At 57.2% G+C, this 19,401-nt stretch carries 15 protein-coding genes; 7 read left to right on the top strand and 8 right to left on the bottom strand.

Features of this window, described 5'->3' with window-relative positions:
* Window positions 1–10 precede the first annotated feature (10 nt).
* Complete coding sequence (cysQ, locus tag ABLV64_RS09965; protein WP_017900585.1) at window positions 11–754, top strand: 3'(2'),5'-bisphosphate nucleotidase CysQ; 744 nt, start codon at window positions 11–13, stop codon at window positions 752–754.
* Here the strand turns inward: cysQ and ABLV64_RS09960 are convergent.
* Window positions 744–1,301: a YtfJ family protein gene (locus tag ABLV64_RS09960; RefSeq protein WP_004206478.1), complete on the bottom strand. Its 558-nt coding sequence runs from the start codon at window positions 1,299–1,301 to the stop codon at window positions 744–746. The two genes, cysQ and ABLV64_RS09960, sit on opposite strands and share 11 nt — an antisense overlap.
* Before the next feature lie 324 nt (window positions 1,302–1,625).
* On the opposite strand from ABLV64_RS09960, the gene ABLV64_RS09955 reads away from it, so the two are divergent.
* Window positions 1,626–1,832, top strand: coding sequence for a DUF1107 domain-containing protein (locus ABLV64_RS09955; protein ID WP_002886707.1), 207 nt, complete (start codon window positions 1,626–1,628; stop codon window positions 1,830–1,832).
* A gap of 61 nt (window positions 1,833–1,893) precedes the next feature.
* Here ABLV64_RS09955 and araC read toward each other — a convergent pair whose 3' ends face one another.
* From araC to msrA, 5 genes are all read right to left on the bottom strand, one after another.
* Entirely contained in the window at window positions 1,894–2,766 is an 873-nt protein-coding gene (araC, locus tag ABLV64_RS09950; RefSeq protein ID WP_004206480.1) for an arabinose operon transcriptional regulator AraC, read from the bottom strand.
* A gap of 30 nt (window positions 2,767–2,796) precedes the next feature.
* A complete protein-coding gene (locus ABLV64_RS09945) occupies window positions 2,797–4,806 on the bottom strand; it encodes a beta-galactosidase (RefSeq protein WP_108433170.1) in 2,010 nt (669 codons plus the stop codon).
* An 18-nt stretch (window positions 4,807–4,824) separates the two neighbouring features.
* Complete coding sequence (locus tag ABLV64_RS09940; RefSeq protein ID WP_032456891.1) at window positions 4,825–6,057, bottom strand: oligosaccharide MFS transporter; 1,233 nt, start codon at window positions 6,055–6,057, stop codon at window positions 4,825–4,827.
* A gap of 200 nt (window positions 6,058–6,257) precedes the next feature.
* Window positions 6,258–7,595 carry a hemolysin family protein gene (locus ABLV64_RS09935; RefSeq protein WP_004206485.1) on the bottom strand — a complete coding sequence of 446 codons (1,338 nt, stop codon included), beginning with the start codon at window positions 7,593–7,595 and terminating at the stop codon, window positions 6,258–6,260.
* A 180-nt stretch (window positions 7,596–7,775) separates the two neighbouring features.
* Window positions 7,776–8,414 carry a peptide-methionine (S)-S-oxide reductase MsrA gene (gene msrA / locus ABLV64_RS09930; RefSeq protein ID WP_032456893.1) on the bottom strand — a complete coding sequence of 213 codons (639 nt, stop codon included), beginning with the start codon at window positions 8,412–8,414 and terminating at the stop codon, window positions 7,776–7,778.
* Between the two features lie 209 nt (window positions 8,415–8,623).
* Between msrA and tamA the strand changes: the two genes are divergently transcribed.
* Genes tamA through ABLV64_RS09915 form a run of 3 tightly spaced genes read left to right on the top strand, consistent with a single transcriptional unit; the run spans window position 8,624 to window position 14,477 of the window.
* Window positions 8,624–10,357, top strand: coding sequence for an autotransporter assembly complex protein TamA (gene tamA, locus ABLV64_RS09925; RefSeq protein ID WP_023319583.1), 1,734 nt, complete (start codon window positions 8,624–8,626; stop codon window positions 10,355–10,357).
* Entirely contained in the window at window positions 10,354–14,130 is a 3,777-nt protein-coding gene (gene tamB / locus ABLV64_RS09920) for an autotransporter assembly complex protein TamB (RefSeq protein ID WP_049092076.1), read from the top strand. The genes tamA and tamB overlap by 4 nt, the downstream gene beginning before the upstream one ends.
* A gap of 2 nt (window positions 14,131–14,132) precedes the next feature.
* Entirely contained in the window at window positions 14,133–14,477 is a 345-nt protein-coding gene (locus ABLV64_RS09915; protein WP_002886724.1) for a gamma-glutamylcyclotransferase, read from the top strand.
* 145 nt (window positions 14,478–14,622) lie between these two features.
* Here the strand turns inward: ABLV64_RS09915 and ABLV64_RS09910 are convergent, their stop codons facing one another.
* Together ABLV64_RS09910 and ppa are read right to left on the bottom strand one after the other, a co-directional pair.
* Window positions 14,623–15,810: a hypothetical protein gene (locus tag ABLV64_RS09910; RefSeq protein ID WP_032456896.1), complete on the bottom strand. Its 1,188-nt coding sequence runs from the start codon at window positions 15,808–15,810 to the stop codon at window positions 14,623–14,625.
* A 73-nt stretch (window positions 15,811–15,883) separates the two neighbouring features.
* Complete coding sequence (gene ppa, locus ABLV64_RS09905) at window positions 15,884–16,414, bottom strand: inorganic diphosphatase (RefSeq protein WP_002886766.1); 531 nt, start codon at window positions 16,412–16,414, stop codon at window positions 15,884–15,886.
* Window positions 16,415–16,817: 403 nt separating this feature from the next.
* Between ppa and ytfQ the strand changes: the two genes are divergently transcribed.
* Both ytfQ and ytfR read left to right on the top strand, forming a co-directional pair.
* Complete coding sequence (gene ytfQ, locus ABLV64_RS09900; RefSeq protein WP_002886769.1) at window positions 16,818–17,774, top strand: galactofuranose ABC transporter, galactofuranose-binding protein YtfQ; 957 nt, start codon at window positions 16,818–16,820, stop codon at window positions 17,772–17,774.
* Between the two features lie 123 nt (window positions 17,775–17,897).
* Window positions 17,898–19,400 carry a galactofuranose ABC transporter, ATP-binding protein YtfR gene (ytfR, locus tag ABLV64_RS09895; protein WP_008807146.1) on the top strand — a complete coding sequence of 501 codons (1,503 nt, stop codon included), beginning with the start codon at window positions 17,898–17,900 and terminating at the stop codon, window positions 19,398–19,400.
* Window position 19,401: the final 1 nt, after the last annotated feature.

The raw sequence follows: 19,401 nt of genomic DNA, 5'->3' as shown, positions 1-19,401 counted from the left end.
GAGGTGGAGAATGTTAGAACAAGTATGTCAGCTTGCACGGAACGCGGGCGATGCCATCATGGAAGTTTACGATGGAAACCAGCCGATCAACGTCGCCAGCAAGAAAGATGATTCTCCGGTCACGGCGGCGGATATCGCGGCGCATAAAGTCATTGTCAGCGGCCTGCAGGCGCTGGATGCCACCATTCCCATTCTGTCGGAAGAGGACCCGCCGGCCTGGGAAGTGCGCCAGCACTGGCAGCGCTACTGGCTGGTCGACCCGTTGGACGGCACCAAAGAATTTATTAAGCGTAACGGCGAGTTCACCGTTAATATCGCGCTGATTGAAAACGGCAAGCCGACGCTGGGCGTGGTCTATGCGCCGGTGATGAAGGTGATGTACAGCGCGGAAAAAGGCAAAGCCTGGAAAGAAGAGTGCGGCGTGCGCAAGCAGATCCAGGTCCGCGATGCCCGTCCACCGCTGGTGGTGATCAGCCGCTCCCATGGCAACGATCCGGAGCTGCAGGAGTACCTTGAGCAGCTGGGCGAGCACCAGACCACTTCCATCGGCTCCTCGCTGAAGTTCTGCCTGGTGGCGGAAGGCCAGGCCCAGCTCTATCCGCGCTTCGGGCCGACCAGCACCTGGGACACCGCCGCCGGCCATGCCGTCGCGGTCGCCGCCGGGGCGCATGTTCACGACTGGCAGGGCAAAACCCTCGACTACACGCCGCGTGAATCCTTCCTCAATCCCGGCTTCCGGGTCTCTATTTATTAAGCAATTTATGCAGCAGGTCGATCACCTGCTGCACCTCTTGCTGAGTGAGCGCGCCGTCTTTGGCCCACTGGATGCGCCCGCTCTTATCCAGCACCACAATCGCCGAGCTCTTCTCGTCCAGCTGCCAGGCTTTTCGCACCAATCCATTGCTGTCGACGATAAATTGCGACCATGGGAAGAGCTTTTTATTGCTTTCGATACTGTTACGCACAAACATACCGGTGCCCGGGATGGCATCGTCGGTATTGACGATGGTGGTGGTCTGATAGCGATCGTGCGGGAAGCCCGCCGCTTTAATCGCCTCGATCAGGTTGGCATTTTTCTCTTTTGCTGACGAGCGTCCGGCGATGTGCTGGACGACGCGCACTTTTCCCGCCAGCTGCGAGCTATTCCAGTTTTTATAGCTAAACTTATCATTATCCAGAATTAATTCGCCCCGATCCGCGACGCCGACCGGCGCCACGCGCTGGCCATCGACAAAGTTATGCGCTGAGGCCAGCAGCGGCACGAGGAGTAACGAGGCGGCCAGTATGCTACGTAGGGTCATACGGTTTCCTTAATCATTTTTTGTGCAGGTGATCCGACCACTTGGTCTCGTTTAATCATAAGTGCGATTGGTGGTGATTACCCGCAATGAGGATGCCAGTTTGCGTGTTGACGCACAAATTAGTCGAAAAACGGCGACTTATACTTACTTCATCGTATGTCTGAAACGAAAATTCTGAATTATTGTCATCAAAGGGTAAATAAACTTATACATACTGGGTCCCTCTGAGATTCTGGACTATAGTTTTAGGGCATTAAAATTTGCGCTCCCGATACGTGGGCTAACTGTGGCACCACAGGAGCGTAACCCTGGCAGGAGAGAAGAATGAAAATTTTCCAACGCTACAATCCGCTGCAAGTGGCGAAGTACGTGAAGATCCTGTTTCGTGGACGGTTGTACATCAAGGACGTTGGCGCATTTGAATTTGATAAGGGCAAAATCCTTATCCCGAAGGTCAAGGACAAGCTGCATCTGTCAGTGATGTCCGAAGTCAATCGTCAGGTGTTGCGTCTGCAAACTGAGATGGCATAACCTGAAACGTAGCAGTACGTAGTAGGTAAAAGACGGCTCCCGATGGGAGCCGTTGATGTTTTTAGCCCTTCATTTCCGCATAGCGTTTGCGATATTCGCCCGGTGGAATGCCGTTATGTTTACGAAACAAGCGGGTGAAATAGACCGGATCGCTGTAGCCTACCGATAAAGCAATTTTGTTAAGCGGGAGCGAGGTGCTCTGAATAAGCCACCTGGCGCGGTTGATGCGTTGCGTTTCCCGCCACGCATAAACCGTTTGCCCCAGTTCATTTTTGAAAAGGTGCGCCAGACGTGAAGGGGAGATAAATACCATCGCCGCCAGGGTCTCGATTTTTACCTCCTGCGCAATATGGGCGTTGAGGTAGTCGCAGACGGCGTTAATCCGTGGGTCGTGGGCGTGACGGTTGCTGATGGGCTGTCGCTGAAAACAGTGAAGGATCAACCTTTCCAGGGCGTTCATCGCCAGCGCTTCCGACAGCGGCGCGGATGCCGAGTGATGGCGTATCACTTCGTAGAACAGATCGCGCAGCTGCTGGAGCTGTTCGGGATCGTTAATGGTTGTTTTGCCGATACCGTGAGTGGTTTGGTCCCACTTTAGCCAGTCTATCCAGTAGGGGCGGGGGATAAAGTAGATCCACAGATGGTCCCAATACTCGCTGTGCTCGTCCCTGCCGTAGTGATGGGGCACCCCGGGAGGAAACAGCAGCAGATCGTTTTCCCGGCACAGAAGGAAGCCATCGCCCGCCTTCGCCCGCGCCTGGCCGCGCAGGGTCAGATTAATGATGTAACCTTTCATCCCCTGCGGGCGGTTAATGTAGTAGTCCAGCGTGGAGCCGCGGGTAATCGGCGTGAAGCCTGCGACGACCCAGGCATTGAAGGTAAAGGTCTTCATCAATGGCGAGAAATTGAGTAGCTCATTGATATCCAGTTCCATTCTCTCTCCCACCTGAGCGCCGCCGCGTCGTTAGCTTTCGATGATAGTAAATTCCCAGGCCCTGAGGCGCAACGGCTGGCCGACGTATACTGTCTCCCCGTTCAGCAGCGCGCTACCCGCGGTCTCGCTGACAAATTCCAGCGTCTCGCCGGAGTAATTGAACAGGAAGTGGATGGTTTTCCCGGCGCGATTACGCATTTTTTTGACCACTAATGGGAAGCGATAGGCGGAAGTGCGCGAGCGCAATGCGATATCGGCGGTTAGTACATCAAACAGCTGGCTAATCAATCCCTTCTGCGGCAGGAAGCCAACATACATCGCTCGTCCCCGGCCATAATCCGCTTCGGTGGCGGCGGCGTATTCGCCCCATGCCGGATGCTGATAGCGCAGCAAGGTGCGGGTCCCATCATCGGGCGTCAGCAATTCCATCCACAGCTCAGCCTGATTGTCATTGCGGCAATCAATCTCTGCACAGCAAGAGCTTACCGTCGTCCCTTCCGGCAGGGTGAACTGGCTGTAGCTGACGCCGCAGCTCTGCCGCAGGATCCCAGGCTGCGCGCTGCGGCGTACCTTGACGTTTTCATCGCTAAAGCCCGATTTAAAGCCGATAAGCGCTCTGCCGCCCTCGGCGATATAGTGATTGATACGCGCCAGCAGGCCATCATCGGCAGCGTACAGGCCGGGAACGATCAGCACTCGGTAGCGCGAGGTTTCCTCGTTTACATCGTGGATGATGTCGAGGCTGATATTGTGGTCATACAGCGCATCGTGGAAGCGGCGAAAGATATCGTTATAAATGTTGCCCTCGGCATCGCCAGGACGGAAGTGATTGAGGGCGTCCATTGCCTCATTGCTTATCAGCAGCGCAACGTCGTTTTCGGCCTTCAGCTCCGCCAGCTGCGGCGACAGGCGGGCAAAGTCAGCCCCGATAGTGGTGGCCTCCTGCCAGGTCGGGTTACGCGAGAAGTCGTGGCTGAGCAGCCCCTTCCAGTAGGTTTCGAAGGCGTTATGAATCGAATGCCAGTGCCAGTAGGAGACCATGGCGGCGCCGGAGGCGATATGGCTGAACGCCTGCAGGCGCAGCTGGCCCGGGTAGGGAGTCCACTGGGCGAAGCCCTGCGCCTGGGTTTCCAGCACGAAGTAGTTCTGGCCCGGCTTAAGCGAGCGGGTGATGGCGCCGCCAAAGGCGATTTCCCGCCCGGTCAGGTGTGCCTGGCTCGGGTGATAGATATCGACGCCGGCGATATCCAGCGCCTGCGCCGCCGCAAAATGGTCGACCCGCGGCTGCACGCCGTAAGAGTAACCGCGCCATTCAAAATCGAAGTTGTGGGTGACGAACTGGTGCGGTTGGGCGTACTCGCGCACAATCTCCGCCTGCCAGGCCAGATACTCGGTGACCTGCTGGCGCTGATAGCGGGAGAAGGCGCAGGCGAGGCTGGCGTTGATGGTGTTTTCCACCGGCGGAAAATCCTGCCAGCGGTCAATGCGGTTGCTCCAGTAATCCAGACCGAAATCGTGATTCAGTTGTCGGAGGTCTGGATATTTCTCCTGCAGGCTGCGCACGAAGCCCTCCTGCATATAGCGGCCAATATTGTCGTAATGCTTGGTTTCGTTATCCAGTTGCCAGCCGATAATCGCCGGATGGTGTTGCACATGGGCCATCAGCGTGCGGATAATTTTTTCGGCATAGCGGCGAAAGGTCGGGTTGACGATATCCATGATCTGCCGCGGACCATATTTTTGCTGCCCCGCGACGGTGGTGACCAGAATATCGGGATGTTTCGCCGCCAGCCAGGCCGGTACCGCGTAGGTGGGCGTCCCGACGATGACCGCAATGCCGGCCTCATGCATCGCCTCGAGCACCCGGTCGATATGGTAGAAATTGTACTGGCCCTCTTCAGGCTCCAGCGTACTCCAGGTGGACTCGGCGATACGCACCACGTTAATGCCGGTTTCGCGCATTAAGGCGATATCGCTGGCCAGCCGATCTTCCGGCATATATTCATCGTAATACGCCACGCCATAAAATAACTGAGACATGCAGACTACCTCCTGACATTAATTCGCGGGCACGGGTTGTGGAGAGAAGACACGCGCTTTATCCAGCGTGATAAACGAAATGAGCGTGAAGCACAGGGCGATACTGCCGAGCACAATATAGCTGCTGGTAAAGCCCATGCTCTGGTACATATGGCCGATGCCGGTGGAGAGAAAAATAGAGCTAAAGCTTTTTGAAAACTGGAAGCCAATTAAGTAAACCGTCGCGGAAAGCAGGGGGTTAAAGTTAGCGGTAATATATTTAAGCGCCGCGACGAGTAACACCGAGCTTTCAAATCCATGGAGTAGTTTAATCAGGCTGATGGATACCGGGCCAATAGCCCACGCGGAACCGATAATGCGCAAGCTCATAATCAGCCCGCAGTATAACAGCGCATTTTTCGGGCCGATTTTATTCACAAACCATGGTGCAAAGAACATCACGATAGCATCAAGGAAAATCTGACCCGTGGTTAAATAACCGAAGACTTCTGCACCCCGGGCTTTACTCTCAAAGAAATGGCTGTAGTAGATAGCGAACTGCTGGTCATAGGTTTCATAGACCGCCCCGACACCAATGACATAGAGGGCGAAGAACCAGAATTTTTTAATTTTTAACAACGAGACGGCATCGCGGAGGGTAACCGGCGACGTTTTGCCGGACAGCAGCCCCTGCTTTTGATGGGTGCTGATCTGCATTTTCCAGACAATCACCAGCAGGCAGACGCCTGCTGCGCTAGCCAGCCAGAAAATCATGTTCTGATCGATGCCGTAGAGCTTTCCTGCCGCAAAGGTGCCGATCGCGGCGCCGATGCCGCCGAACATCCGCGCCCGACCAAATTCGAAGCCGGAGGCGCGGCTGACCTTATCGATGTAGGCTTCGCAAATCCCGCAGCCTGCGCCGTAGGCCATGCCAATATAGAGGCCGCCAGCCAGCGCGCCAAGGAACACATTTATTTTTAACAGAGGCGCGAAGACATAGATCCAGTATGGAGCGAATAAGGTGATAATGATCGCCAGCATCCACATCAGATTCTTACGATACACCAGCTTATCCGATATAAAACCGAATAATGGCTGAACGCAGACGGCCACAATGGCGGTGAAAGAATAAACCAGACCGACGTCCGTGTAGTTAATACCGATGGTTTCCGTTAACCACAGTGATAAATAGGGGTAGCAGCATCCCCAGCCTATAAAGAAAAACAGGAAAAACAGACAGCTGATAAAGTAATTTTTATTCGACGTTATCATGGTAACCCTCGCTTCCTTTATTCAGGAATATGATCGTGTAGACGCGAGCAACGTTACCTTTTTGCGCACGGGGGAGTCATAAACGTTTCGCTATCGAGCAGTAATAATCTGCTATCGGCAGAGGGGCGTGAGCCGCTTCACATTCGGGCAATAAAAAGGGCGGATGATCATCCGCCCTTAAGAGAGAGAAAGGATTACGCTCAGGCGTTCTGGCTTTCCGCCGCTTCCGCCTGCTTGGGCACCAGCACCGTGGGCTTGTTATCGATGCGGGTCACCAGCAACTGGTCGATACGGTAGTTATCGATATCCACGACCTCGAACTTATAGCCGGAGAACTTCACCGCGTCGGTGCGTTTGGGGATTTTACGCAGCATAAACATCATAAAGCCGCCGATGGTCTCGTAGTTCCCGGACTGCGGAAACTCGTCGATATCCAGCACGCGCATCACGTCATCAATCGGCGTACCGCCATCGATTAGCCACGAGTTTTCATCGCGGGCGACGATCTGCTCTTCCAGCCCCTGGCCGACGAGGTCGCCCATCAGAGTTGTCATCACGTCGTTAAGGGTGATGATCCCGACCACCAGCGCATATTCATTCATGATCACCGCAAAGTCTTCCCCGGCGGTTTTGAAGCTTTCCAGCGCTTCGGACAGGGTCAGGGTATCCGGGACGATCAACGTGTTGCGGATCTGTACGCCGCCGGTCAGCACCAGGCTCTGGTTCGCCAGCACGCGGTTCAGCAGATCTTTGGAATCGACGTAACCGATAATGTGGTCGATATCTTCATTACAGACGAGGAACTTCGAGTGCGGGTGTTCGGCCACTTTATTCTTCAGGCTCTGCTCGTCTTCATGCAAATCAAACCAAATGACGCTTTCACGCGGGGTCATGGAGGAAGGAACGGTGCGGGACTCCAGCTCGAACACGTTCTCAATCAGCTCATGCTCCTGCTTGCGCAGCACCCCGGCCAGCGCGCCGGCTTCGACCACGGCATAGATATCGTCGGAGGTGATATCGTCTTTCCGCACCATCGGCAGTTTAAAGATGCGGAAGATCATGTTGGCCATGCCGTTAAACAACCACACCAGCGGGCGGAAGACTAACAGGCAGAAGCGCATCGGGTTGATGATGCGCAGGGCCACGGTTTCGGGCGCAATCATACCGATGCGTTTCGGAGTCAGGTCAGCAAACAGGATGAACAAGCTGGTGACCAGGGTAAAAGAGATGATGAAGCTCAGTTGCTCGGAGAGCTCCGGTGACAAATACCCGCTGAGCAGGCTATGAAACGCCGGTGAGAAAGCCGCGTCGCCCACGATACCGCCAAGAATGGCGACGGCGTTGAGGCCAATCTGCACGACGGTAAAGAAGGTGCCCGGGTTCTCCTGCATCTTCAGCACCCGCTGTGCGTTGACGTTGCCTTCATCGGCCAGCAGTTTCAGTTTGATTTTACGTGAGGCGGCCAGTGAGATTTCCGATATCGAAAAAAACGCACTGACGGCTATCAGACAGAGTATTACTAAAATACTGTTTAACATATCTTTTCTGACCGTTGAGGTCAGATCCTCGGAAGGGAAGTTGATAACTTAAATGTGGAATACATAAAAAACCGGTCCGAAGGCGCTGGACCGGCTGTCACACTGGGTAGTATAGCGTAAGGGAATGTAAAGCCGCCAGAGCGTTCATTAACCGCCTCGCTGTTGAGGCGGAAATCAGAATTACGCCTGAGGCGGCAGGCAGACGCCAATGCCGCCAATGCCGCAATAGCCATGCGGGTTCTTATACAGATACTGCTGGTGATCGTCCTCGGCATAGTAGAACGGTTTGGCGGTGGCGATCTCGGTGGTGATGTGACGGGTATCGTGCGCGTCGTTCATCGCCGCCTGGAAGCGCGCGAGGCTGGCCTTTGCCGCTTCCGTCTGTTCCGGCGTCAACGGATAGATCGCCGAACGGTACTGGGTGCCGAGGTCGTTACCCTGTCGCATGCCCTGCGCGGGGTCGTGATTTTCCCAGAACACCTGCAATAACTGCTCATAGCTGATGACCTGCGGATCGTAGACCACGCGCACCGCTTCCGCGTGACCGGTCTGGCCGCTGCACACTTCGCGATAGGTCGGATTGGGCGTATAGCCGCCAGTGTAGCCGGCGGCGGTGCTGTAAACCCCCGGCAATTGCCAGAACAGACGTTCAACTCCCCAGAAGCAGCCCATGGCGAACAGTGCCACTTCCATCCCCGCCGGGACGTTGGTCATCGAGTGGCCGTTAACTGCGTGGAGCGTCGCCACTGGCATCGGGGTATTGCGTCCAGGCAGCGCATCCGCCTGGGCGACAAGATGCGTTTTATCAAATAGACTCACGGTGGGCCTCTCAATACAGAAATCGTCGTTAAGGTTGTAACGAAGCGTGTCTTTTAACACAATAAATACGCGTAATACGTCTAGATTAATACATAAGAATTATTTGGGTTATTGCCACTTTTTCAACCCTAAGTTGTTAGGGTTTTGTTAAGCCGTGGAGCGGCGCCAGTGTTTCCTGTAGGGGGAAACAGGGATATTCAGGAGAAAATGTGCTAAAAATCCGCCAGTTATGTGTCACCAGCCTTTTGCTGGTCAGCGGGGTCGCCAGCGCAGCGAATGTGCGTTTGCAGGTTGAGGGATTATCCGGAGAGCTGGAGAAAAACGTTCGCGCCCAGCTTTCCACCATCCAGAGTGATGAGGTCACGCCGGATCGTCGCTTTCGCGCGCGCGTCGATGACGCCATTCGCGAAGGTCTGAAAGCGCTGGGGTATTACGAGCCGACGATTGAATTTGATCTGCGTCCGCCGCCGAAAAGGGGCCGTCAGGTGCTGATCGCCAAAGTGACCCCGGGTGAGCCGGTGCGCATTGGCGGAACCGAGGTGATTCTGCGCGGCGGCGCCCGCACCGACAGCGATTACCTGGCGCTGTTGAAAACCCGCCCGGCCATTGGGACGGTGCTCAACCACGGCGATTACGACGGTTTCAAGAGCTCGTTGACCCGCGTCGCCCTGCGCAAAGGCTACTTTGACAGCGAGTTCAATAAAAGCCAGCTGGGGGTCTCCCTCGACCGCCATCAGGCGTTCTGGGATATCGATTACGACAGCGGCGAACGCTATCGCTTTGGCCACGTCACCTTCTCCGGATCGCAAATTCGCGATGAATACCTGCAAAACCTCGTGCCGTTTAAAGAGGGCGACTACTACACCTCGCAGGACCTGGCCGAGCTAAACCGCCGCCTGGCGGCGACCGGGTGGTTCAGTTCGGTGGTGGTGGCGCCTGATTTTGCTAAGTCACGGAAAACCAAGGTGCTGCCTCTGCAGGGCGTTGTCTCGCCACGCAAAGAGAACACCGTGGAAACCGGGGTAGGGTACTCCACAGACGTCGGTCCGCGGGTGAAAGCCACGTGGAAAAAACCGTGGATGAACTCCTATGGCCACAGCCTGACCTCCAGCGTCAGCCTCTCCGCCCCGGAGCAGCAGTTTGACTTCACCTATAAAGTCCCGCTGCTCAAGAGCCCGCTCGAGCAGTACTATCTGATGCAGGGCGGCTTTAAGCGTACCGATCTCAATGACACCCAGGCCGACTCCACCACCCTGGGGGTCTCGCGTTTCTGGGAGATGTCGAGCGGCTGGCAGCGGGCGATTAACCTGCGCTGGAGCCTGGACCACTTTACCCAGGCGAACGTCACCAACACCACCATGCTGATTTACCCGGGGGTCTCGGTGAACCGCACTCGCTCCCGCGGCGGCCTGATGCCTACCTGGGGCGATTCGCAGCGCTACTCGGTGGACTACTCCAACACCATGTGGGGCTCGGACATCAACTTTATCGTGATGCAGGCTCAGGACGTCTGGATCCGTACCCTCTATGACCGCCACCGCTTTGTGGTGCGTGGCAACCTGGGCTGGATCGAAGCGGACAACTTTGACAAGGTGCCGCCGGACCTGCGTTTTTTCGCCGGGGGCGATCGCAGTATTCGCGGCTATAAATACAAATCCATCTCGCCGAAGGACGATGACGGCAAGCTGATCGGGGCCTCGAAGCTGGCCACCGGCTCGCTGGAATATCAGTACAACGTCAGTGGCAAGTGGTGGGGCGCCGTGTTTGTCGATAGCGGCGAAGCGGTCAGCGATATTCGCGAGAGTGATTTCAAAACCGGCGCCGGGGTAGGCGTGCGCTGGCAGTCGCCGGTGGGGCCGATCAAGCTGGATATCGCCCGGCCAATCGGCGACAAAGAAGAGCATGGTTTACAGTTTTACATCGGTCTGGGGCCTGAATTATGAGTTTATGGAAGAAGATAAGCCTCGGCGTATTAATCGTGTTGGTTCTCCTGCTGGGCACCGTCGGGTTCCTGGTGGGCACCACCACCGGCTTGCATCTGGTGTTCAAAGCGGCGGATCGCTGGGTGCCGGGGCTGGAAATCGGCAAAGTGACCGGCGGCTGGCGTGATTTAACCCTTGATAATGTCCGCTATGAGCAGCCCGGCGTGGCGGTGACCGCCGGCCAGTTTCATCTCAGCGTCAGGCTGCGCTGTCTGTGGGACAGCAGTCTGTGCGTAAACGACATCGCGCTGCGCGATATTTACGTCGCCGTCGATACGAAGAAGATGCCGCCCTCTGCGCCGGTCGAGGAAGAGGAGAGCGGGCCGCTGAATCTCTCCACCCCTTATCCGATCGCCCTCAGCCGCGTCGCGCTGCATAACGTCAACGTCAAAATCGACGATACCGCGGTCTCCGTGCGCGATTTTTCCACCGGCCTGAACTGGCAGGAGAAAAACCTGACCCTGACGCCGACCTCGCTGCAGGGGCTGCTGATCGCTCTGCCGAAGGTGGCGAAAGTGGCGCAGGAGCAGGTGGTCGAGCCGAAAATCGACAACCCGCGACCGCAGGAGAAACCGCTCGGCGAGACGATGACCGACCTCTTCTCGCAGCCGGTGCTGCCGGCGATGACCGATGTCCATCTGCCGCTTAACCTCAATATTCAGGCGTTCCGCGGCGAGCAGCTGCGTCTCACCGGCGATACCGATATCACGGTGTACAACCTGCTGCTGAAAGTCAGCAGTATCGACGGGCAGATGAAGCTCGACGCCCTCGACATCGACTCCGATCAGGGCAAGGTCAGCGCTTCGGGCAGCGCCCAGCTACAGGATAACTGGCCGGTAGACATCACCCTCGCCGGAACGCTGAACGTCGACCCGATGAAAGGGGAGAAGGTGCAGCTGAAGGTGGGCGGCGAGATACGTAAAACGCTTAAGGTCGGAGTGGACTTAAGCGGGCCGGTCGCGGCCACGCTGCGGGCGGACGCGCAGCTGGCGGAGGCCGGGCTGCCGCTCAATATGGAGCTGAAGAGTAAGCAGCTCGCCTGGCCGTTCAGCGGCGAGAAGCAGTTCCAGGCCGACGACGTCCAGCTGAAGTTCAGCGGCAAAATGACCGACTATGCGCTGGCCTTCTCCACCGCGGTGAAAGGCCAGTCGCTGCCGCCGGCGAAAATCGCCCTCAACGCCAAAGGCAATGAGCGGCAGATCAATCTCGACAAGCTGACGGTCAATGCCCTGGAAGGGAAAACCGAGCTGAAAGCGCTCCTCGACTGGCAGCAGGCGATCAGCTGGCGCGGCGAGCTGACCCTCGACGGCATCAACACCGCCAAAGAGGTGCCGGACTGGCCATCGAAGCTCAATGGCAGGATCAAGACCCAGGGCAGCCTGTACGGCGGCAGCTGGCAGATGTCGGTGCCGGAGCTGAAAATTACCGGCAACGTGAAACAGAACAAGGTGGATGTTTCGGGCTCGCTGCAGGGCAACAGCTATCTGCAGTGGAAAATCCCGGGGCTGCATCTGGCGTTAGGCCCGAACAGCGCCGATATCAAAGGCGAGCTGGGGGTGAAGGATCTGAATCTCGACGCCACCATCGATGCGCCGCACCTGGATAATGCGCTGCCGGGGCTCGGCGGGACGGCGAAGGGGCTGGTGAAAGTGCGCGGCACTGTCGATGCGCCGCAGCTGCTGGCGGACATCACCGCCCGGGCGCTGCGCTGGCAGGAGCTGACCATCGCCCAGGTCAACGTCAAAGGGGATGTGAAATCCACCGATCAGATCGGCGGCAACCTGGACGTACGGGTGGATCGCATCAGCCAGCCGGGGGTGAATATCAGCCTGGTGCAGCTCAATGCCAAAGGCACTGAGAAGCAGCATGAGCTGCGGCTGCGGGTGCAAGGCGATCCGGTTTCCGGCCAGCTGGCGCTGGCGGGCAGCTTCGATCGTCAGGCCGAGCGCTGGAGAGGCGCGCTAAGCGATACCCGCTTCCAGACGCCGGTGGGGCCGGTGGCGCTGACGCGCAGTATCGCGCTGGACTATCGCAACCAGGAGCAGAAAATCAGCATCGGACCACACTGCTGGACCAACCCGAACGCCGAGCTCTGCGTGCCTGAGACCATTGACGCAGGCGCCAGCGGGCGGGCGCGGGTGAATCTCAACCGCTTCGACCTGGCGATGCTCAAGCCGTTTATGCCGGAGGCGACCCAGGCCAGCGGCGTCTTTACCGGTAATGCCGATGTCAGCTGGGACACCACCAAGGAGGGGCTGCCGCAGGGTAAAGTGACCCTCAGCGGGCGCAACGTCAAAGTGACCCAGGTGGTCAATGACGCCCCGCTGCCGGTGGCGTTCGATACGCTGAACCTCAGCGCCGATCTGCACAACAATCGCGCGGAGCTGGGCTGGCTTATCCGCCTGACCAACAATGGCCAGCTGGATGGGCAGGTGCAGGTCACCGACCCGCAGGGGCGGCGTAACCTCGGCGGCAACGTCAATATCAGCAACTTCTCGCTGGCGATGATCAACCCGATTTTCGCCCGCGGTGAAAAGGCGGAGGGAAGGCTCAACGCCCGTCTGCGCCTGGGCGGCAACGTGAAAAGTCCGCAGCTGTTCGGCCAGATGCAGTTAAGCGGGGTGGATATCGACGGCAACTTTATGCCGTTTGATATGCAGCCGAGCCAGCTGGCGATGAACTTCAACGGCACGCGCTCGACCCTGCAGGGGACGGTGAACACCCGTCAGGGGCAAATCGCCCTCAGCGGCAACGCCGACTGGACGCAGATCGATAACTGGCGGGCGCAAATTGCGGCGAAAGGCAGCCGGGTGCGGATCACGGTGCCGCCGATGGTCCGTCTCGATGTATCGCCGGACGTGGTGTTTACCGCCACGCCAAGCCTGTTCAACCTCGATGGCAAGGTGGATGTGCCCTGGGCGCGGATCGTGGTCAATGAGGTGCCGGAGAGCGCGGTTGGCGTGTCTTCTGATGAAGTGATGCTCGACAAAAACCTCAAGCCGATTAATCAGCAGAGCGCCGGGATCCCGATCAACAGCAACCTGACGATCCACGTCGGCAACAACGTTCGTCTGGAAGCCTTCGGTCTGAAAGCGCGTCTGACCGGCGATCTGAAAGTGGCGCAGGACAAGCAGGGGCTGGGACTCAACGGGCAGATCAATATTCCGGACGGCCGCTTCCATGCCTATGGCCAGGATTTGATTGTGCGCAAAGGGGAGCTGCTGTTCTCCGGTCCGCCGGATCAGCCATTACTGAATATCGAAGCAATTCGTAACCCGGATGCCACCGAAGACGACGTGATCGCCGGCGTTCGCGTCACCGGCTCCGCCGATCAGCCGAAAGCGGAGATCTTCTCTGACCCGGTTATGTCCCAGCAGGAAGCGCTGTCTTATCTGCTGCGCGGCCAGGGTTTGAGCAGCGGACAGAGCGATAGCGCCGCGATGACCTCAATGCTTATTGGTATGGGGGTTGCACAAAGTGGTCAGGTTGTGGGTAAAATCGGCGAGACGTTTGGCGTAAGCAATTTGGCGTTGGACACCGAAGGGGTAGGCGACTCTTCCCAGGTGGTGGTCAGCGGCTATGTACTGCCGGGTCTGCAGGTAAAATACGGGGTCGGTATCTTCGATTCCCTGGCGACGCTGACTTTACGTTATCGCCTGATGCCTAAGCTATATGTGGAAGCGGTGTCTGGCATCGACCAGGCGCTCGATTTGCTCTATCAGTTTGAGTTTTAGCAATGCGAATATTTGTTTACGGCAGTTTACGACGCAAACAAGGCAACAGCCACTGGATGACCAACGCCCAGTGGCTGGGCGCTCATAGTGTCGACGATTATCAGCTGTACAGCCTGGGCCACTATCCAGGCGCGGTGCCCGGCGAAGGCACAGTACATGGTGAAGTTTATCGTATTGATGCATCGACGCTGGCCGAACTGGATGCGCTCCGCACCAAGGGGGGCGAGTATGCGCGCCACCTGATTCAGACGCCTTACGGCAGCGCATGGATGTATGTCTATCAACGTTCCGTTGAGGGTTGTACGTTGATAGCGAACGGCAACTGGTTGGATCGCGACCAGTATTAACCATGACAGCGCCACCTTCGGGTGGCGTTGTTTTTTTCTGCGCCTACCTCTTACCAGAGCGGAAGATAATCCTTCGCCAGCCACGCTGTGGAAGCCAGCGTCGTCAGCGCGAGGAATAATAATCGTCGTGTTGGGGTGCTAAACATTACATGACCTCCTCGAGCGTGGTAGGAGGGGCAGCCCCCCGCAGGTAACGCCGCATCGCCGATCGCAGCTTCAGCCAGTCAGCCACCCGGTGTGACAATAACCAGGCCGTTGGGCCTATCAGCTCCAGCACCGCCAGTACCCCACCAAAACAGAGTAACAATAAGGACAGCATGTCCAGCGAATCCTGAACCTGCCACCAGACGCGCCGGCCTGACTGAAGGGCGCTGACGAGTTCTACTCCGAGAAATAACAGATACATCACCAGCGCGAGGCCGTAAAACAGGTAATAGAGCAGCGACAGCTGTCGGCGTCCAGGATAGAGCGGATGGTTTTTTATATAAGCCGCGCCGTCGCTGGCATTGTATAGCGCATGGATCGCCCGGCTGTCGCGCTCGTATACGGCGAGGATGCGATCGCCGGTGGCAAGAAACGGCGGCTGACAACGGTAAAACACCGGATGCAGCGCGAAATTAGCGCAGCCTGCCTGCCACCAGAAGGCCAGCGGCAGGGAACCGCATTGTATCCCGAGGCCGTGATATTCGCGGGTTGGATTGCCTGCATACCACTTCTTAAAGTGGGCGTCGATGATGATGTCTGCCTGAGCGGCATAGCGTTCCGGCAGGGCTTGCGTAAAAGGCATTGCCGACTGGCGGAGGGCTTGCGTCGTGGCGGGTAGCGGCTGGCAAAAGGAGACGTCGCGTCGGCGGGCCAGCGCCATCTTCGCCAGCAGATCGCGCATGGCGGGGTGCCGTTTTAGCGCCGGGTGGAACAGTCGCTCGTAGAGCCCGGTTAACAGCGCGATGAAGGCCAGTATCGCGATAATGCCGCAGCCGAACCTACCCCATTCCGAGGCGCTCACCAGGAGCGGGATAAGGGTGACGATGAGCGTCAGCAGGCTGATAAACAGCAGTGGCCGGGCCCAGCGCTTTACGTGTTGACTGGGCTCAAGGTGCGTTTCGCCATCGCTGAGCCAGTGGATCCAGTAACTGCCGTTGTCCAGGCGGCGGGCGCCAAGATGCAGGGGCTGATTGATCTTCAGACGGTCAAAAAGTGCGGGGTCGTTAAAATAGCGTTTATCGGTGTAAAAGACATGCTCGCCGGCGATAAGGCGCAGATACCCCTGTTTTTCAGAGGCGGCGGTCGTGAAGCCAGAAAAGTTAAGAGTGAAATAGCGAACGCTTTTCACGGGACACCCTCCATGGTGTTATCGCGGCAATCCGTGCCGCAATCAGGCAGGGATGACCCTGCCTGAGACAGAATTACTTCTGCTTAGCGCGCTCGAAAGAGGCAACGATTTCGGCTTTCGCCGCTTCCGCGTTGTCCCAACCGTCGACTTTAACCCATTTGCCTTTTTCCAGATCTTTGTAGTGCTCAAAGAAGTGAGTGATCTGGGCTTTCAGCAGTTCCGGCAGGTCGTTCACATCATTGATGTGATCGTATTCTTTGCTCAGCTTGGTGTGCGGTACGGCAACCAGTTTCGCGTCTTCACCGGATTCGTCGGTCATCTTCAGAACGCCAACCGGACGGCAGCGGATCACGGAGCCCGGCTGCAGCGGGTACGGGGTCGGGACCAGCACGTCAACCGGGTCGCCGTCCAGGGACAGGGTGTGGTTGATGTAGCCGTAGTTGCACGGATAGAACATCGCTGTGGACATGAAACGGTCAACGAACAGTGCACCGCTCTCTTTGTCGACTTCGTATTTGATAGGATCTGCGTTCGCCGGGATCTCGATCACGACGTAGATGTCTTCCGGCAGATCTTTGCCCGCAGGTACGTTGAGTAAGCTCATGTCTGTTTCCTTTAAAATGTATGGCAAACAAGTGCTCGGTATTATAGCCAACTCACATCGAATGTCTTCGCTTCTTTTTCCCGATCTCGCCGCGGAGTGCTCTGAATTTTGCACGCCATAATGACATGAAAATCCATAAACATAGCCACATCATGAATAAATTTATGTAACCGTTTTCATTGCATGTGATTGATTTATCAAACTGCTTAAAAAAACGTCACAAACCGCCGCTGCCGCGCTCCCCGCTAAGCCTTATCCGCTCTCCGCTGGGCTATTGGGCTGTCATTAACATCTCATTTACTTTTTTGAAGTGTGATGTAACGCATTCAGTTACATCACCGATTGTCTATAGTTTGTCCGCAGGTGAGACTTTAACCAACAATAACCCTACGAGGATACCCTTATGTGGAAGCGCTTACTTCTTGTCACAGCAGTTTCCGCAGCTATGTCGTCTATGGCGATAGCTGCCCCGCTAACCGTAGGTTTTTCGCAGGTCGGTTCTGAATCCGGCTGGCGTGCGGCGGAAACCAGCGTCGCGAAAGAGGAAGCCGCCAAGCGCGGTATTACGCTGAAGATCGCTGATGGTCAGCAAAAACAGGAAAACCAGATCAAAGCGGTGCGCTCCTTTATCGCCCAGGGGGTTGACGCGATCTTCATTGCGCCGGTGGTGGCCACCGGCTGGGAGCCGGTGCTGAAAGAGGCGAAAGAGGCCAAGATACCGGTCTTCCTCCTCGACCGTTCCATTGATGTGAAAGATAAAGATCTCTACATGACCACCGTGACCGCCAACAACGTGCTGGAAGGCCAGCTGATTGGCGACTGGCTGGTGAAAACCGTCGACGGTAAGCCGTGTAACGTCGTTGAACTGCAGGGCACCGTCGGGGCCAGCGTGGCCATCGACCGTAAGAAAGGCTTCGCCGACGCTATCGCCAAAGCGTCGAATATCAAAATTATCCGCTCTCAGTCCGGCGACTTCACCCGCAGCAAAGGGAAAGAGGTCATGGAGAGCTTTATCAAGGCGGAGAATAACGGCAAAAACATCTGCATGGTATTCGCTCATAACGACGATATGGCCATCGGCGCCATCCAGGCCATTAAAGAAGCCGGTCTGAAGCCGGGCAAAGATATTCTCACCGGCTCCATCGACGGCGTGCCGGATATCTATAAAGCGATGATCGCCGGCGAAGCCAACGCCAGCGTCGAGCTGACGCCGAATATGGCCGGCCCGGCATTTGATGCGCTGGAGAAATACAAAAAAGACGGCACCCTGCCGGAGAAGCTGACCATTACCAAATCGACGCTGTATCTGCCGGATACGGCGAAAGAAGAGTTAGAGAAAAAGAAAAATATGGGCTACTGAGTGGCTAGCCCCTCATCCCGGCCCTCTCCGCAAGCGGAGAGGGTAACAGGCAGCGTTCCAGTAACCCCGGCAAGCAGAGCGCGAACCGGGGCAACCTGACATCATTTGAAGGTGATATCGATTATGAGCGCCGAGGCACACCAGGAGATCCTTCGCACCGAAGGACTCAGTAAATTCTTCCCCGGCGTTAAGGCGCTGGATAACGTCAACTTTAGCCTGCGGCGCGGCGAAATCATGGCCCTGTTGGGCGAAAACGGCGCCGGAAAATCGACGCTGATCAAAGCGCTTACCGGCGTTTACCATGCCGATCGTGGCACCATCTGGCTGGAAGGCCAGGCCATTTCCCCGAAAAATACCGCCCATGCCCAGCAGCTGGGGATCGGCACCGTTTATCAGGAAGTGAACCTGCTGCCGAATATGTCGGTGGCGGACAACCTGTTTATCGGCCGTGAGCCGCGGCGGTTTGGCCTGCTGCGGCGTAAAGAGATGGAGGCCAGGGCGACGGCGCTGATGGCCTCCTATGGCTTTTCCCTCGATGTGCGCGAGCCGCTGAACCGCTTTTCAGTAGCGATGCAGCAGATCGTTGCTATCTGTCGGGCTATCGACCTGTCGGCCAAGGTATTGATCCTCGACGAGCCCACCGCCAGCCTCGATACTCAGGAGGTGGAGATGCTGTTTACCCTGATGCGCCAGCTCAGGGATAACGGCGTCAGCCTGATCTTCGTCACCCATTTTCTCGACCAGGTCTATGCGGTCAGCGACCGCATTACCGTGCTGCGCAACGGCAGCTTCGTCGGCTGCCGCGAAACCCGCGAGCTGCCGCAGATTGAGCTGGTGAAAATGATGCTGGGCCGCGAACTGGACCACAACGCCCTGCAGCGGGCGGGCCGAACCCTGCTGAGCGATAAGCCGGTGGCGGCGTTCGAAGGCTACGGCAAGAAAGGCACCATCGCCCCGTTCGACCTGCAGGTCCGTCCGGGCGAAATTGTCGGCCTCGCCGGCCTGTTGGGTTCCGGACGCACTGAAACCGCCGAGGTGATCTTCGGCATTAAAACGGCGGACAGCGGGAAGGCATGGATCAAAGGCAAACCGCAAACCCTGCGCTCTCCGCATCAGGCCTCCTGCCTCGGGATCGGCTTCTGTCCGGAGGATCGCAAAACCGACGGCATTATCGCCGCCGCTTCGGTGCGGGAAAATATCGTCCTTGCCCTGCAGGCGCAGCGCGGCTGGCTGCGGCCGATACCCCGGCGTGAACAGAACGAGATCGCCGAGCGCTTTATTCGCCAGCTGGGGATCCGTACCCCCAGCGCGGAGCAGCCGATCGAGTTTCTCTCCGGCGGCAACCAGCAGAAGGTATTACTTTCCCGCTGGCTGCTGACCAAACCGCAGTTCCTGATCCTCGATGAACCGACCCGCGGCATTGACGTCGGCGCCCACGCGGAAATTATTCGCCTGATTGAAACCCTCTGCGCCGATGGTCTGGCGCTGCTGGTCATCTCCTCTGAACTGGAGGAGCTAGTGGGTTACGCCGATCGGGTCATTATCATGCGCGATCGCCGGCAGGTGGCCGAGATCCCGCTCGCCGAGCTCTCTGTACCGGCGATCATGAACGCTATTGCGGCATAAG

The organism is Klebsiella sp. JB_Kp031 (assembly GCF_040064295.1).
GTDB lineage: Bacteria > Pseudomonadota > Gammaproteobacteria > Enterobacterales > Enterobacteriaceae > Klebsiella > Klebsiella quasipneumoniae.
This window is presented reverse-complemented; position numbering and strand designations above follow the sequence as displayed.